General features: G+C 66.6%; 15 protein-coding genes. 6 read left to right on the forward strand and 9 right to left on the reverse strand.

All coding sequences use genetic code 11. The features are described 5' to 3' along the window. On the reverse strand, positions 1–849 hold an 849-nt coding region (locus ACTVZP_RS21600), incomplete at its 3' end, for a polysaccharide biosynthesis/export family protein (protein ID WP_443214200.1). Between the two features lie 635 nt (positions 850–1,484). Here ACTVZP_RS21600 and ACTVZP_RS21605 point away from each other — a divergent pair. Continuing rightward, positions 1,485–2,672 carry an MraY family glycosyltransferase gene (locus ACTVZP_RS21605; RefSeq protein WP_443214201.1) on the forward strand — a complete coding sequence of 396 codons (1,188 nt, stop codon included), beginning with the start codon at positions 1,485–1,487 and terminating at the stop codon, positions 2,670–2,672. Continuing rightward, positions 2,669–3,193 carry a transcription termination/antitermination protein NusG gene (nusG, locus tag ACTVZP_RS21610; protein ID WP_443214202.1) on the forward strand — a complete coding sequence of 175 codons (525 nt, stop codon included), beginning with the start codon at positions 2,669–2,671 and terminating at the stop codon, positions 3,191–3,193. The genes ACTVZP_RS21605 and nusG overlap by 4 nt, the downstream gene beginning before the upstream one ends. 71 nt (positions 3,194–3,264) lie before the next feature. Here the strand turns inward: nusG and ACTVZP_RS21615 are convergent, their stop codons facing one another. Beyond that, positions 3,265–3,705, reverse strand: a complete 441-nt coding sequence (locus tag ACTVZP_RS21615) for a hypothetical protein (protein ID WP_443214203.1) — start codon at positions 3,703–3,705, stop codon at positions 3,265–3,267. A 1,060-nt stretch (positions 3,706–4,765) separates the two neighbouring features. Between ACTVZP_RS21615 and ACTVZP_RS21620 the strand changes: the two genes are divergently transcribed. Together ACTVZP_RS21620 and ACTVZP_RS21625 are read left to right on the forward strand one after the other, a co-directional pair. Next, the gene (locus tag ACTVZP_RS21620) at positions 4,766–6,004 is read left to right on the forward strand and encodes an AAA family ATPase (protein WP_443214204.1); all 1,239 of its coding nucleotides are present in this window, start codon (positions 4,766–4,768) and stop codon (positions 6,002–6,004) included. A 304-nt stretch (positions 6,005–6,308) separates the two neighbouring features. Continuing rightward, positions 6,309–6,902 carry a hypothetical protein gene (locus tag ACTVZP_RS21625; RefSeq protein ID WP_443214205.1) on the forward strand — a complete coding sequence of 198 codons (594 nt, stop codon included), beginning with the start codon at positions 6,309–6,311 and terminating at the stop codon, positions 6,900–6,902. On the opposite strand, the gene ACTVZP_RS21630 is transcribed toward ACTVZP_RS21625, so the two are convergent. The 6 genes from ACTVZP_RS21630 to ACTVZP_RS21655 all read right to left on the reverse strand — a co-directional run bounded on the left by ACTVZP_RS21630 (position 6,890) and on the right by ACTVZP_RS21655 (position 11,621). Further along, on the reverse strand, positions 6,890–7,357 hold the full coding sequence (locus ACTVZP_RS21630) for a hypothetical protein (RefSeq protein WP_443214206.1): 468 nt from the start codon (positions 7,355–7,357) through the stop codon (positions 6,890–6,892). The two genes, ACTVZP_RS21625 and ACTVZP_RS21630, sit on opposite strands and share 13 nt — an antisense overlap. Positions 7,358–7,806: 449 nt before the next feature. Further along, positions 7,807–8,346, reverse strand: a complete 540-nt coding sequence (locus ACTVZP_RS21635; RefSeq protein WP_443214207.1) for a hypothetical protein — start codon at positions 8,344–8,346, stop codon at positions 7,807–7,809. Between the two features lie 369 nt (positions 8,347–8,715). Continuing rightward, positions 8,716–9,120: a hypothetical protein gene (locus ACTVZP_RS21640; protein ID WP_443214208.1), complete on the reverse strand. Its 405-nt coding sequence runs from the start codon at positions 9,118–9,120 to the stop codon at positions 8,716–8,718. 207 nt (positions 9,121–9,327) lie between these two features. Continuing rightward, positions 9,328–10,554: a type II toxin-antitoxin system HipA family toxin gene (locus ACTVZP_RS21645; RefSeq protein WP_443214209.1), complete on the reverse strand. Its 1,227-nt coding sequence runs from the start codon at positions 10,552–10,554 to the stop codon at positions 9,328–9,330. Between the two features lie 2 nt (positions 10,555–10,556). Next, complete coding sequence (locus ACTVZP_RS21650; protein WP_443214210.1) at positions 10,557–10,868, reverse strand: helix-turn-helix domain-containing protein; 312 nt, start codon at positions 10,866–10,868, stop codon at positions 10,557–10,559. 354 nt (positions 10,869–11,222) lie between these two features. Next, positions 11,223–11,621 (reverse strand): hypothetical protein, encoded by a 399-nt coding sequence (locus ACTVZP_RS21655; protein WP_443214211.1) that lies wholly within the window; start codon positions 11,619–11,621, stop codon positions 11,223–11,225. Between the two features lie 238 nt (positions 11,622–11,859). Here ACTVZP_RS21655 and ACTVZP_RS21660 point away from each other — a divergent pair, with 238 nt between their 5' ends. Both ACTVZP_RS21660 and ACTVZP_RS21665 read left to right on the forward strand, forming a co-directional pair. Then, entirely contained in the window at positions 11,860–12,069 is a 210-nt protein-coding gene (locus ACTVZP_RS21660) for a hypothetical protein (protein ID WP_443214212.1), read from the forward strand. A 455-nt stretch (positions 12,070–12,524) separates the two neighbouring features. Further along, the gene (locus tag ACTVZP_RS21665) at positions 12,525–13,607 is read left to right on the forward strand and encodes a hypothetical protein (protein WP_443214213.1); all 1,083 of its coding nucleotides are present in this window, start codon (positions 12,525–12,527) and stop codon (positions 13,605–13,607) included. A 139-nt stretch (positions 13,608–13,746) separates the two neighbouring features. On the opposite strand, the gene ACTVZP_RS21670 is transcribed toward ACTVZP_RS21665, so the two are convergent. Further along, positions 13,747–14,971: calcium-binding protein (locus ACTVZP_RS21670; RefSeq protein ID WP_443214214.1), on the reverse strand; the 1,225-nt coding region annotated here is incomplete at its 5' end.

Below are 14,971 nucleotides of genomic sequence, written 5' to 3' on the forward strand. Positions count from 1 at the left end.
CCGCGCATCCGCCCGGCGCTCGAGGATCCCGCCCTGCCGGCTCAGCGCCTGGGTGAGGGTCAGCGGCTCGACCGAGAGATCGACCGCCGCCGGCTTCACGATCTCGCCCAAAAGATAGGCCTCGCGCGCCAGCCGGCGCGGCACCGTCACGATGTCGCCCGGCCGCAGCACCGGGTTGTTGCCGCCGAGCCCCCCGCTCAGGAACCCTTCGAGATCGACCCTGTAGGAGGTTCCGCCCCGCCGGACCGTCACCCGGCGCGCATCCGCCGTCTCCGTCAGCCCGCCGGCCGCATTGACCGCATCGAGAAGCGTCAGCGCCACCGTGGTCAGCGGCTGGCGGTTCGGGCTCTGCACCTCCCCCGTCACGCTCACCGCCTGCGAATTGAAGGCCAGCATCCGCACATCGACCTGCGGATCGGGGATGAAGGCCGCAAGCCGCGTCCGGAGCTCCTCGCGCACCTCCTCCGGCGCCCGGCCCTTTGCGCGCACCGAACCCACATAGGGAAAGGCCACCGTCCCGTCCGCCTGGACCCGGAAGCCGCTCTCCCCGCGCGTCTCCTCGTCCGCCGGCAGCATGAGTTCGGGATGGTCGAACACCGTGATCCCGAGGATGTCCCCCACCCCGATCCGGTAGTCCCATCCTCCCCCCGCCGACAGGCGCGTCGCCTGGTGGGGCTCCGCCGGCAGCTCGAAGCTGCGGATGTTCTGCGCGTCGAGCCGGATCACATGAATGTTCTCCGGAAGCGCCTTCTGCGCGCTCTGCGTCACCGGAAAGCGCACATGGCCTTCGGAACAGCCTCCGAGAACCGTCAGCCCCCCCGCAAGAACAACCGTCAGTCGGTGCAGCATCGGCGATCCCGTCTCTGTTTTACGCCGCGGCCTCCCTGAACAAGGCCCGGCGACTGACACTAATAAAGACACCGCGACAAATCGATGCCCCGGGGAAATGAAACCGGCCCAAAAGCCGCCCGCCCGCGCGCAATTCCCTGGAACCGCAAGAAGCACAAAGCCATCCGAACAGAAATCCAACCGGACGGTCAGGTCAAATATCGCAGGTATTATAAAACCCATACCCCCGAGAAAAGGATGGGGAACGCAGGGGGAACGGGCGAGGCGGAGGGCAGAGGAGCCCGTGGAGGAGATCCGCCCCGGTAGAGGCTCCAGGCAGATGGTCCGCCAGCAAAAACCCTTCGGCGGAGGACCGGGGCAGCCGATGCGACCAAGTTCCGCCCCCGGCCCGCCGCCGAAGGTATGGGTCTTGTCCCGAGCATGTATCGAAAGACGCTTCCGGCCCGCTCTTTCGCGACCCGCCGCAATTGGCGCAGGCGGGATCGCCGGGAGATTGCAGACCTACGATAAATACCGGGCCGGGCATTCCCGAAATACCCGTAGCGAAAGACATTGCCGGCAACTTTGGCGTCCATTTGAGATCAGGGAGGCCCCCCCTATCAAGATTGCGATTTCAAGCAATTTGGAGTGGCCCGATGACATCCGGCGAATGGATTTCCATCATTGCGGCATTTTCCGCCTCCGCATTCACGGCCGCTCTCGTGGCCTGGACCCGGGACCATCACATCTCCCTTGTCCTGCGGCGCGACGATCTCCGCGCCGTCCAGGCAAGCCACTGCACCCCCACGCCGCGCCTCGGCGGCCTCGCGGTTCTCGCCGGGCTGGCTGTCGGATCGTTTCTGGCCTCCGATGGCGCCGCCCCCCTCTGGAGCCTGATCCTCGTCTCGGCAGCCCCCGTGGCCCTCGCGGGCCTCGCCGAGGACCTGGGCCTGCGGATCCCGCCGGCCGGACGTCTTGCCGCCGCCGGTCTCTCGAGCCTGATCGCGGTCGTCACCCTGCAGGTCTGGCTCCCCCGCCTCGGCATCCCGGGGCTCGACCTCCTCATGGCCTGGTCCGCCGTCGCCATTCCCTTCAGCATCTTTTCCGTCATGGGCGTCTGCAACGCCTTCAACCTGATCGACGGAATGAACGGCCTCTCCGGCTTCACCGGCGTCGCAACCGCCCTTGGCCTTGCCGCCGTGGCCCTGCAGGCGGAAGACCCCGGCCTCGTCTGGATGGCGCTCCTGCTCATTTCCGCGCTCACGGGCTTTCTGATCTTCAACTACCCCCAGGCGCGGATCTTCCTCGGAGACGCGGGCGCCTATGCTCTCGGACATCTCCTGGCCTGGACGGCGATCCTCTCGATCTCGCGGATCGACGACCTCACGCCCTGGGCCGTCCTGCTCATCTTCTTCTGGCCCGTCGCCGACACGCTCCTCGCCATCTGGCGCCGCCGCACCGCCGGGCGCCGCTCCGACGAGCCCGACCGGCTGCATTTCCACCAGTTCGTCATGCGCGCCCTCGAGATCCTCATCCTCGGGCGCCAGGCACGCCGGATCGCAAACCCGCTCACGACCCTCATCCTCATGCCCATGGTCGCGGCCCCCGTCATCGCCGGCGTCCTGCTCTGGAACCAGCCCCTCCTCGCCTTCGCAGCCCTCTCGGCCTTCGGCGCCCTCTTCATCGCCACCTACATGGCCGGAATGGCCCTTGCCTCCGGACGCGGAAGATACCTTCCCCCGGTCCGGGCGCGGATCCGCGAGGCTTCCGCTTCCTGGATGGCCCGGGGCCGGACAGACGCCCGCGACGACTTCGATCTCGACGAAGCCGGAGATCGCGCATGAGCTGTCACCAGAACCTCCCCGAGATCGCTCCCTGGTATCTCGTCCAGACCAAGCCCAACGCCTTCCGCATCGCGGAACGAAACCTGCTGAGGCAGGAGTTCTCCATCTTTTCCCCCACCCAGACCCAGACGAGGAAATACGGAACCCGCTTCCGGCACACCGTCCAGCAGCTCTTCCCGGGCTACCTCTTCGTCCGCTTCAATCCCGAATTTCCCCAGTGGCGCGCCATCAACTCGACATATGGCGTCTCGCGCCTTGTCACCTTCGGGAATGTTCCCAGCCCCGTCCCCCACGCTCTCATCGCGGGTCTGCAGCAGAGATGTGGGAGTGACGGAAGCCTCCTGCCTCCGGATCGGCTCAGCGCCGGGGACCGCATCAGGATCGTCGCAGGCCCCTTCGCCGACTACGTCGCGACCGTCGAGCAGATCGACCAGGACAGACGCGTCTGGATCCTCCTCGACATCCTCGGCGGAAAGACCAGGACTCAGATCCCTGTCGAGCAGCTCCAGAAGGCAGGATAGCGGACGGCCCCGGTCCTGGCCCCGGTCCTGGCCTCGGGCACCGCACCGGTCCGAGGGTCGCACGGATTCCCTCAGCGCTCCGGCGTCACATCCTTGGTTTCGGCCCTGAGCAGAAGCGCCACATGGTCGGCCGTGAACTTGAATCCCTGGCCGTCCGGGATGCGCGCGGCCGAGACCGGGTATCTGGGCCTGCGGGGATCGAGGCCCGCGATACGGAAGCGCTCGCGCCCCGTCGAGAATTCGCGGCCATAGTCGTCCGGCGAAAATCCGTACTCCTCGGCCAGCGCCTCGAACAGGATGCGCTCCGGATCGAGCGCCGTCCCGTCGGGCAGCGGGATCGAGACGCGGATGCCGAACTCGAAGGTCCAGCGCAGATCCATCGCCTTGATCCCGAGGCTCTCCGCGAGGAGGCCGTGCTTCCCGGCCACCTGACGGCACGCCTCCAGCATGTCCGCCTCGATCCTGCGGCAGAGGCCGGGCGTCAGATTTCGGGGAGGAGAAACTTTCGGCATGTTCGACTCGTCCGTTTTCTGCGGCCTACCCTAAATCCGGAGAGTCTGCATCCCGGGCCTGCCGCGGCGGAAGGGCGGAGGTCGTGCCGAGGAGGCATCAGGCAGGGAAAATCCGGATCTTCCAGGGATCCGTCCCCGGGCCCTGTCGGCAGGGTCTTCTTCCCGTCGGCAGGGTCTTCTTCCCGTCGGCTCGTTCCCGTCGCCGTCACGGGTGTGGTGAGAAGGATCCTGTGCGGGACGATCCTGATGCGCGTTTCCGCTCCGGCCATGCGAGCCGATCGAGCTGGCCCGTTTGTGGGAGCGGAAAGCTCTGCGGCGGGAGCTGTCAGCGGAGGGGCGATCCCCTGGATCCTCTCCCGATCCGGTAATACGGGGTTCGCGATGTCCGCGGATATTATCGGGCCGGAGCCGCGCAACATCCCCGGCCCGAAAAGGCCGTGGGGAACCAGGGATCCAGGCTCCTGATCGGGGGCTTCTCGAGACCGGGCTTCTTGGGCACGGGCCGGAAGGAGAGGGGGCAGGTCTCGGGGAAGATCTGCGACATCTGGCTGGAGCCGTGGCCGACCGGGTCCGGAAAGGATCCGGCCTTGATGAGGCTGATCTTCCCGCTCCGCGCGGCCGCCGTCTGCGGGAGGTCCGGCCGTCCCGTCTCCACCGCCGCGAGCCTGAACTCCGGCTCCGTGGGATGGCGCAGCTTCGAAGCGCTGATGCCCGCGGATCTCCCCCGCGTCCCGGTGGGAAACGGGAGGACGGCCGAGGTAAGTCCGTACATTTCCGGCCTGTCCTGCAGCCTCCCCCGCCGGCGTCGCGCCGACGCGCTCGAGACCCTCCTGTCCGGATTTTTCTCTTGACAGCCGATTCGGTCGCCGTCAGAAACGTGGCATGTCGAACCGGCGCGCTCATCACTCGATACGCTGATCTTTCCGATTTTCGGGAGGCGGCACGGGTGTGCAGCGGGGTCTTATAAGCCCTTTGGCGCCAGATCAGCGTAGCGACCGGGTTCGAGTCCCGGGCCTCCTACCAATCCGCATCAGCTTGACCGTGGACCCTGGGGGTGGCCGTGCCATTTTCCGAAGACGATCTCTATGACAACTGGAGTGCCGAAGCGCCTCCCCCCACGCCGGCCGGCTTCCGGCGCAAATGGGCACGGCTGCGGGAGATGGATGCCTCGACGCATCACAATGAGGCGCAGAGGTGGTCGCTTCTGAAGCGGCCTACCGGTCTCGAGATCTACAGGCTCCTTTTCGGGCGCGCCTGCGCGGAGGCCCCTGAGGCCGTCAGGGGCCGGCTGCGCGAGCAGCAGATGGCCGACCCGCTGTGGCTGGACGTCATCCTCGAGATGCGCTCGCGCCTCATGCGGCTGGCCGGCGATCCTTCCGGAGGAGAGGGGGCTGCCGGAACCGCATCCGCCGGACCCGCATCCGCCGGGGCCGCGGAGGGCAATGTCCCGGCCGGCCACATCGTGCTGCATGCCGCGCCGGCAAAGGCGGGGGAGGACCGGCGCGGCCGGGGTGCCATGCGCGAGGCGCTGGCCAGGCCGAAGCGGCTTGCGGGCCCGGGATCGCATGACGAGGTGGACAGGCTCTTTGCCGCCCTCTTCGCGGAAAGCCCCTGGCTCCGGGACCCGCTCGCCTGGGCCTGGCAAAGGGCGCTCGACAGTCTCGACGAATGCGGATGGTTCCGCCTTCCGCCGCTGTTGCTGCTCGGACCGCCCGGCTGCGGCAAGACCCGGATGGCCGAGCGGCTGGCCGACCTGGCGGGCCTGCCCTGCTCGCGCCTCGAGGGCGCCAGCATGACGGCAAGCTTTCCGGTCGGAGGGAGCGATTTCCAGTGGAGTTCCTCCCATCCCGGGGAGGCCGTGAGGCTGATCCACGAGAGCGGCGTGGCAAATCCATGCGTGATCTTCGATGAGGTCGAAAAGGGGCAGACGAGCTCCTCCGGGGGGGATCCGCGCCAGGCCCTTCTGCCCTTTCTGCAGCGCTCCACCGCGGCGAGCTATCGTTGCCCCTACCTGCAGGCGCCCGTCGATCTGAGCCACGTCACCTGGATCCTCACGGCCAACAGCCTTGAGGGGCTCGGCGCCCCGCTCCTCGACCGTGTGACGATTTTCCGCGTGAGCCATCCTACGGGCGCCGATCTCGAGCGGCTCGTCATCCGGATCCTGGAGGGGTTGGAGGTGGACGGGCGTGTCGTGGCGCGGATCAGGGCGGAGATCGAGAGCGGGCGGCTGACGCTCCGCGGACTCGAGCGCCTGAAAAACGATTTCCGGGCGCTCGGGCGCCGGCCGATGCTGCATTGAAAGGGCAGATGATGATGATGACGGACAGTCGGACCAAGGATTTCGGAGCCGGATGGAGCTGGCTCGCGGCCTGGGTCTTCCCCTCCTGAATCGCACATCCGCAAGGCGGGCCGTCACTCATCGCGATCCCATGATCGTATCGAAGGCGTTGCGGGGCTCTGGGGGAGGGTGCGATATGCACCTTCGGCGCAGGGGGGCCGATCTTAAGCGCATGCGACCATTGGCGCGCATGCTTATGCCCGCTTCGATGTGGATGGGACTCATCGCATTGTCCGGGCAGCAAGAGACAGATCTCGAGGGTATCATGGACAACCTCCACCTCTGTATCGACATGTCCGTCGGGCATCATGCGGAGATGCGAGATCCCGATCGGGGAACCGAAGGTCGGATGCGGGAGGCGGCCCGTCTCGAGCTGCGCCCCTCCGAAAGGGTGGGCGAGGATTCGCCGGCCACGCTCCCCGGTTTCGTGAGAAAGCATGTTCCCTACGGATTGGGCGGCGCGGTCCCGGCCTGGCTGGAAGGCCATGGGCGGCTGGCGGTGGCACGGGCGCGCTCCGTTCTTCTGCACCGCGGCCAGTTTCCCGATCTGAGGCGCGATCCCCTGTCCTTTGCGCAATATGTGCTCCATCGGATGCGGGTTCCCTCCGCCGTTGCGCGGGAATGGGTCCGGGATCGGCCGGCGGAGCGGCTCCGCTATCTGGCGCTCTACGAGCCTGAGCGGGAAGCACTGTCGGTCCTCGCGGCGACGGGGCTGTTGAAGAAGGCCGACGCGGATCTCGTGGCAGCGCTGGAGCGCGGGTTCCGCGACGAGGTGCTGGTCGTTCTGGGAAAGATCGTCAGCCGGTATCACGAGCAGCGGGACACCCGTGAGCCGCCTCCCGTGCGTCAGGCCGGGTAATCCGGCGGGCGCCGTGCGAGCGCGAACCAGGCCCAGGCCAGGGCGCGGCTGAAATCTGTCGTCCATGTGAGCATGTGAGCATGATCCATGGCGGCGGGTTCGAGGCGGTCGGCGATCCAGGGTGTCCGGGGCGGCTGGCCGGGATCGGCCTGCAACGGCAGGGGGGTCTCGTGGAGACGGCTCCAGAGGGCCGGAGCCTCCCGGGAGCGCAACGCAATGCCGGAGGTGAGAAGGGGCGCGCGCTCTTGCCAGGGGCCGGCCCAGAGAGTGGCGAGGAGGGCCTGGCCTTCGGCGCTGGCGGTCAGGAGCCATCGACGGTCCGCAAAGGGCAGGGCGGGCCGTCCACCGAGGAGGGCGGCCACCAGCGGCTCGGTGCAGAGGGCCACGGTGTGATCGGGCACCATGTCGCGATGATGCCGGCTCACCTGGCCGGTGAGCAGCGAAACCTGGCGCATGAGCAACTTCATCCGGGAGTCTCGGCGTCTCGAGGGCTCTTGGTTCTGGGGCGGCAGGAGCCGCGAATGCGATCGGACGAAGGATGCGCCGGAAGCCGGCGTGGCAGGAAAGCTCCCCTTGTCGGCCACAGTGTAGTCAGCGCATGCGGGGGGCTGCAGGTTCCCGAAATTTGCCCCGGGATGTGCAGCCACATGCTGCGTTTTCACCCGAGGATTCCGGAATGGTCCGGATCATCCCGATGAAACCGCTTGTCCTGCCGGAGGTGTCGGCGCGCCCTCTGTGCTTCAGGCCATAACCCCTGACGGAGACCGGCGCGGCGTCGTGGTTCTCGTCACGTAGTTGGTTCCGGATGACGCGGACAAGACGCCTGTACCGAGGTCGCATGCGCATGTGGCGGGTTCGCTTGTCGGGATGTTGCCCGAGCGCAGGCGAAGACGGCACCCGTGCTTCAGAAGGCGCCGATCGATCCGACCGCCCACACGAACATCGAGGAGAAGGCGGCGAGGCTGGTTATCCAGGAGAGACTGCCTTTCCTCGCGCTGTTCGCGATCAGTCCGCCGATCAGGCCACCCGGCAGCCAGCCGAACACGGAGACCAGGATGACGGAGGCGCCGTTGAAGTCGGATGTCGATCCGTCCTGCGGGATGATGCCGCGAAGCCATGCAAATTGCAGTGCCGGGCCGAGAAGGATGGATGTCAGGACGCCCAGGGCATGGAGGGACGTGCCGTCGTTGCTGCGCCCGCCTTCCGGCGGGTTCGTCCCGTGTCCGGCGGCTCTTGTCCGGACGATGTCCGCACGGTTGGCGAGGATCACGGTGACAAGCAATGTTCCCGAGAGGCAGACCGCCAGCGCGATCCAGAAATCCTCGTTGAAGAACGGATGGAGGATGGCCGTGTTGTCGAAGACCATGGACCGATGCACAAACCTCGCGACAACCGCGATCACGATCCCGATCAGGGACGACATGACAAGTTGGAACTTGTTCATCTGAATACCTTTGAGAATGCTGGATGATCTGGCTCGGGAGATCCGACTCCCTGCGGGCTTGAGCCGACAGGGGACGCGAGACCTGTCGCCCCATCTGAAAGCGGCTGGAAAAAAGGACAATATCCGTCAGCATATGTCCGGCGGATCGTCTTCGGCAAGCCTGGCGTCACCTGGTATCCCGGTCGCTCAGGAGATCGCACGCCGGAGCGATCGTCCCGCCCTTGATGCCGCCATCAAGGGCGCCCGGCCGGCTCGGGCCGGTTGGGCGAAGGCCACGACCTCGTCATCTTGCACGTCCCGATCAGGCTGGCGAAGCGCGCCGGGGACCGGGCATGGACAACGTGCCGCCCGCCTCGGATGAGGTGCTGTTCAGCCGAGGCGATCACTCGTACCGGAGGGACGCGTCGTCCAGTAGCCGGTCGGGGTGGGAAGGGGCTCGCGGCCGAGCAGGGCGAGCTTCCGGGGATCGCGCCAGGTCGCCTCGAGGAGGTCTGCGATTTCACTGGGATCTTCCCGGAGCAGCCACGAGGAAAATTCCTCGGCTGTAAGTCCGTGGAAGAGGATCTCGTGCCGGTGGGTGGGCGAGTGCCAGGCCGCGAGCGCAAGGAAGGCCGCCGCTCGCCGCAGATCGCTCGCTTCGAACAACGGGACCAGGATGCGGATGCCGGATTGCTTCTCGAGTTCGGAAGCAGTCTCGAAGGCCCAGCCGCAGAAGGGCCGCAAGCCATGCGGTCGGGTCTCGTGCCGGGCATCGTGGGACGGGTCATGCGTCATGAAGGGTCACTGGGGCAGGGCTTTGATCCCGCTGGATGCGGTGAGACATGACCCTTGTCGCATATGGCCGGGCAACAGGAAACAGCATTGGGCGGAGCACATGTGCAAAGGTGCAAGAAGATGCTCCTTTGACCTGAAACGGAGGTCCTCCCGGGGAAAAATTCCCACGGCGATCCTCAGGGGATGCCGGTGCCCCGCAGTCCGGCCTCACCGGGCGAAATGGCCGGCGATCTGCCTGGCGCGCCGCGCCGGAACTCCGGCGGCATCGGCGTGCCGCGGCCAGTCGGCGATGGCGGCGCGAACCGGATCAACGAGCCTGGCGATCGCCGCGGGCTTCATCCCGAGCGCCCGCCCGACCGACTCCACGTGCTGCCGGCCGGGCCGACGCCCCTCTCCGGCGACGGCGAGATGGTGCTCGCCGCCGGGACCATCGGAGAAGCTGACGTCGTAGGCCGGCGACAAGCGCCAGCGGCCCCCGGCGTCCATCAGGAAGGCGTGGTTCTTCAGGTGATCGTCCCGGTTGTGAGCGAAGACGTTGAAGGCCATCCTGCGGAACATTTCGTCCTGATCTCCGGCGTGCCGGGTGGTCCAGCGCACCAGCTTCAGCAGGTCTTCGTAGTCGATGGACGGCTGGCGGAAGTCGACGTCGAGCAGGCCGGCAGCGGTGTGCATATGCACCCGGCCGGCACCGCGGCGGTCGAAGCGCTCGACGGCAAGGAAGGTGTCGCCGCGCCCGGTGCGCAGTACCATCGTCCAGGGCAGGGCGATGCCGGCCGCCCGCGCCATCCGCGCGTAGGCCTCTTCCTCCTCGATTGCGGTCGGGCTGTCCGCCGCCGCCCGGTACTTGATCAGCACCTGCCGCTCGCCCTTCTCCGGGGTGCGCCGATAGTCGCGCACCCGGCCCGTCTCCACATCGAGCAGGGCCACGAGCTTCGGCCGGGCGCCTGCAGAGCCACCAGCCGCGGCCCGAGCCATGCGGAGGTCCTCTACGGACGCGTCCTCGGCCATGCTGGCTGCGAGATCGGCGAACCATTCAAGCTCGACGCTGTGCGGACCAACCACCCCCTCCTCGGGACGGTAGATGAGGGCACCCATGCCGTGGGTGCCGACGATCGCCAGACGGTCGACCGGGGTGATGGCGGTGCGGCCGCTGCCGTGGCGCTCGAACTCGCGGTCGATGAGCAGCCGGCCCCAGCCGTCGGGGAGCGAGTCGCCGAAGACCCCGGGCAGGCCTCCGAAGGCGGCCGGATTGCCGGTGCGGTAGAGCCCGGCCAGCGTCTTGATGTGGTAGGGCGAGATCGGCAGCGGGGCGGTCATGAATGCCGGGTCCCATTCGACCGCAGCGGAGCGGCGAGCGGAATCCCAGGCGATCTGTCCCACGGGTCGGATGGTGTCCGGGTCGAAGGCGATCTCGACGCGAAGGCGGCGGACCATGGTCACGAACCCTTGCGGGTGCGGGCGCGCTGTCGTGCCGCGGGCTGGTCAAGATCGTCGAGACGGGTCGCTTCGACGGCTGGGAACAGGGCGCCGAAGCCCGCGAGCGCATCGAGTGCGTCGGCGATGGCGAGCAGACCGGCAAGACTGATCCGCCCCTTCTGTTCGAAGAGCTTCAGGGTCGCCAGCGGAACGCCCGACCGCATGGCCAGGTCGCTCTGGGTCAGCCCGAGTGCGAGCCGGCGGCCGCGGGCCGCCGCCCGAACCCGATCCTGCATCTCGGAGGGCGTGTCGAGGTTGAGGTTAAAAGACATTATAATATCCTTTGTAACAGTTATTGCATATTAAGGATATTATATTGGTCCAAGTGAAAGACAATGAAGAGACGGGTCGGGCTCCCGCACCCGGCAGCGCGTTGATCACGGAGCGTGCGTTCGGGCTCTTGTGTCGGTCGATGCGCCGAACCGCAGCCAGCCTGGGCACCTTTTCCTGATGCGGGGCCGTTTCGAGCACGTCCCCCTCGGGAACGGCGTCCGTGGCGGGGAGCCCTCCGGATGAACGCCGCTCCTCGTGGAGCGGCGCAGCCTGGGGATCACGAGGGCTCCTCCTGCAGGAAGCGAAGCGCGGTCCCCTGGACCTTGCAACGTTCCGCCGCGAGAGGACCGCGTTCAGGCCGCGACCGATGGTGCCGGAGCCTGCGGCGCGTCAACGGGTGCGGGATCAAGGCAGGTGCGGCAGGCGCGGATGAGGTCGAGGCTGGCCTGCATTTCCGCCGTCAGCCGGGCGAGAGACTGAGCGTGCATCACCTGCAGCGCGACCATGATGAGACCGGCGTTGCCGGGAATTGCCGTCAGCAGCCGGCGCTGCTGCTCGGCAGCCACACCGTAGGCATCCCGCTGCCGGTCAAGGAACGCCTGTCCAGCTCGGAACATCTCCGCCACGACAGCCTCCTGCACGTGCAGTACCTGGTGCGCCGCATCCTGCATGGCCGGCACTGGAGAGACGTCGCCTTCGGGTGTGGCGGCCGGTCTGTTCGGTGCTGCCTCGATCTTCTGCGCGGTTCTCATGATATCTCCACTCACAATGGTCTTGAACCCGGACGGATCCGAGTGCTTCAGAAACTCCCCGGTTCCATGGCGGGTACCGTGTCATCCGGTCGCAGGCCATGCACGGGTCGCATTCGGACGGTCCCGAAGGAAGGGGTCCCGGGCTGGCGCCACAGGAAAGGCACCGAAACTGCCGCCGGTGAAGATGTCGCGGCCGTGTCGCCCCGTCTTGCTGTATCTTTGGTAGGTGTCCCGAGTGATGAGCCATGCGATGCTCTACACGTTCCGGCCCTATGACGACGAGATCGTGGAAATCGTATGCCTCGGAGGCTCGGTTTCGTCCGAGACCGGGGAGCTTCGGGAAGTGGTGCTGAAGGGAGGCGAGAGCTTCCTGATCTCCAACGCCTTCATCTTCCCGACGCGCACGAAGGCGGAGGAATACCTGCAACTGGCGGGCCTTGCACGTTGAAGGCCGGAAGCCGGCAAGCTCGCGGCGAGCTGGTTGCCCCGCCCGGGACCGACACTCGGCCGGCCTCGTACGCTTCGGATCAGCCGAGGTTTCAGTGGCCCGCTGCCCCGGAGGCCGTACGCCTTTGGGCGAGGAGGCCTGTCGCGGAATTTATTCCAAAGATAATAATGTCTTATACTTAAGACAATTTCCTCCTTGGAGATTGCTCTGGAATCCTTCGATCCGTTGATCCTGCTGTCTTTGAAACGATTCCAAATCATCATCATCTTACTCGACCGCCATGCGGATTGAGCCGAACCGGAGGTATTATCGTCCCGTCCCGGGATCCTGCGGAAGCCGAGGCTGAGGCGGCTGCCCGAAGCTTTCGGGATCTTTTCCAAAGGACGCCGACGCCCTTGCGGGGGTCCGGCAGGTCTCTTGCCACCATTTTTCTGCTCTATTTCACGGAGAATATCATGACGCCGCGCCACGAGTTCGCCTGCCACTCCGACAACCGTCCCCGCCCCGATGTGCCCGGCGGCTGGGTCCTGCCTGTCCTGATCCGTCTCGAAGCCACGGGCAGCCGACACCTGATCAGCCCACTCGCTCTGGCGGGGGCGGAGCGGCGCTCGGCCGTCTTTGCCGCCCTGGCGGCTCTCGAGAACGATCACGGCCTCCCGCCGGCCCTCGCCGATCTGCCGCTCGAGGAGTTCGTCGACTGGCTGCTGTCGGCCGAGCCGACCGCGATCGTCACTGCCCTTCACGGCGATGTGCCCGGACTTGCTGCGGTGATCGCGCGCATCGGGTGCGATCCGCTCCTGGAGCCGGCCGACTACGCCGTTCTGGCGGCTCTTCTGTCGGATGAGGATCCGCGTGCGCGTCGGCAGGCGCAATGTCTTCGGCAGGCAGAGCCGGTCACCTCTTCCCTGTTGCGTATCCTCGACCGGCTGCGGGCGGCCTACCTGAGGCCGGGCGTGGTCCGCGCGATCCGGACGCCGGAGGTGGCGGACCGGATCGAGCAGATCACGGATTTCCTGCTGCAGTCCTGCAGTCGGCTGACGGAGGATGATCTTGCGCGGTCCCTGGAGGAAGGCGCCCTGTTCAATTTTCACGACTGGGCCAGTCATGTGCTGCTCTGGTACGGCGATGAGCTCTGCGATCTGCCCGATGACACGGATCTCCGCTTCCTGCGCTCGGCACGGGAGTTCGGCCGTCTCTCCGAACGGTACGGGTGCGATCTTGCCGGTGCCTCTTCGGGAAAGATCCTGAACGCGGCGCTGGGAGTGGCGGCTTACGCGGAATGGAAGCATGTTCCGGTGCTCGTGGAACTGGTGCGGATGAGCGACGGCGCCGGCACCCTCTGGGTATGCCAGGATCTTCACGGGCCGGACGGCGCACAGCTGTCCAGCCGACTTGAACGCGACATTCGCGCCGCCCTACGCCGTCGGGGCATCCTGTCCCTTGCCGTCACGCATCGTCCGGGCGTGGCCTTCGAGGTGGCGGAGCGGTTTGCCCATGTCGAGCCGGTGAGCGTCCTGCGGCTGTGCGAGGCGGCTTGAGATCCGCTCCGCCTGAGACTGAAGCCGGGTGCGCCGCTCTGATGGATGGTTTCGGCATCCGGCGCGAGGCAAGCTGAATCTTCCCGCTTTTTCGGCAAGGTCTCCCCGCCGGATGGCGGGGAGACTCACCTGCGGATGTTCAGGTGAAGAGGAAGTCGCTGCCGGTGATCAGCCTGTGGTCGGTGTCCTCGACAAGGATGCGAACGTTGCCGAAGCGGATTTCAGCATCAGCGCCGCGATCAATCACCCGGATGTCGGCCATGGAGTCTGCGCCGGAGCGGATCTCGAACCGGTCTGCTCCATCGGCAAAGTCACGCACGCGGTCCGTTCCCGCTCCCAAGGTGAAGACGAAGATGTCGGCTCCAGCGCCGCCCGTCAGCCGGTCGTTCCCGGCACCACCGGAAAGGGTGTCGCGACCACTGCCTCCGATCAGAATGTCGGCGCCGTTGCCGCCGGTCAGCGCATCGTCTCCGTCCCCCCCGTCCAATCGGTCGTTGCCCGCTCCGCCCTGCAGCTGGTCGCGGCCGCCGAAACCGTAAAGGCGGTCATTGCCGTTGTTGCCGTTCAGGCGGTTGCTTCCGTCGGTACCACGCAGCACGTCATGGCCCGATCCGCTGTCCACATTCTCGATACTGATCAGCCGATCGCGTCCGTCTCCGGTGTTTTGCGGCCCGGTCAGGCGCAGGTTCACGGTCACCGGGCGGCTGGTCAGAAACTCAGCCCAGTCCGTTCCATCCCCCCCGTTCAGGATGTCGTTTCCAGCTCCGCCGTTCAGCCGGTCCGCGCCGGCCTCGCCGAGCAGCTGATCGTTGCCTGCGCCGCCATAAAGGCGATCATCACCCGCCCCGCCCCGGATCGTGTCCTGGCCTGCGTCGCCGTAAAGGCCGTCATTCCCGCTCCTGCCGCGCAGGATGTCGTTGCCGGCAAGACCGAACCAGACGTCCCGCCCGCTGGTGCCGTTGAAGATGTCGCGCTCTGGCGTGCCGAAACCCGAGGGGGTGCCGTTTTCGATCAGGAACTGCCAGACGCCGGCCACCCCGAGGTTTCCGAGCGTGTCCTCAAGCGCAAGGATCGAACCCTGGTTGCCCGAGGCAGGCAGTTCGAAGAAGACGTCGCCCAGGGAGAAGCCCGCATGCGCCACGACGCCCCCGAGTCCTCCCGAGCCTCCCGAAGCATCGCCGGTCGTCCAGTTCACGTCGTCATAGCGGAAAATGATCTCGACATTCCCCGAACCGCGGTCGCGAAGCTCCAACTGGAACGTGTTCAGCCTGTTCGTGTGGGAGGAGAAATATCCCACGTCATTCCAAGTGACGATGACGCTGTCACGGCTTTCGTTGAAGTCCCAGAACACGCCGTCGCGTGAA

It is taken from the genome of Rhodobacter sp. NSM, from assembly GCF_052244495.1.
Classification (GTDB): Bacteria; Pseudomonadota; Alphaproteobacteria; order Rhodobacterales; family Rhodobacteraceae; genus Cereibacter_A.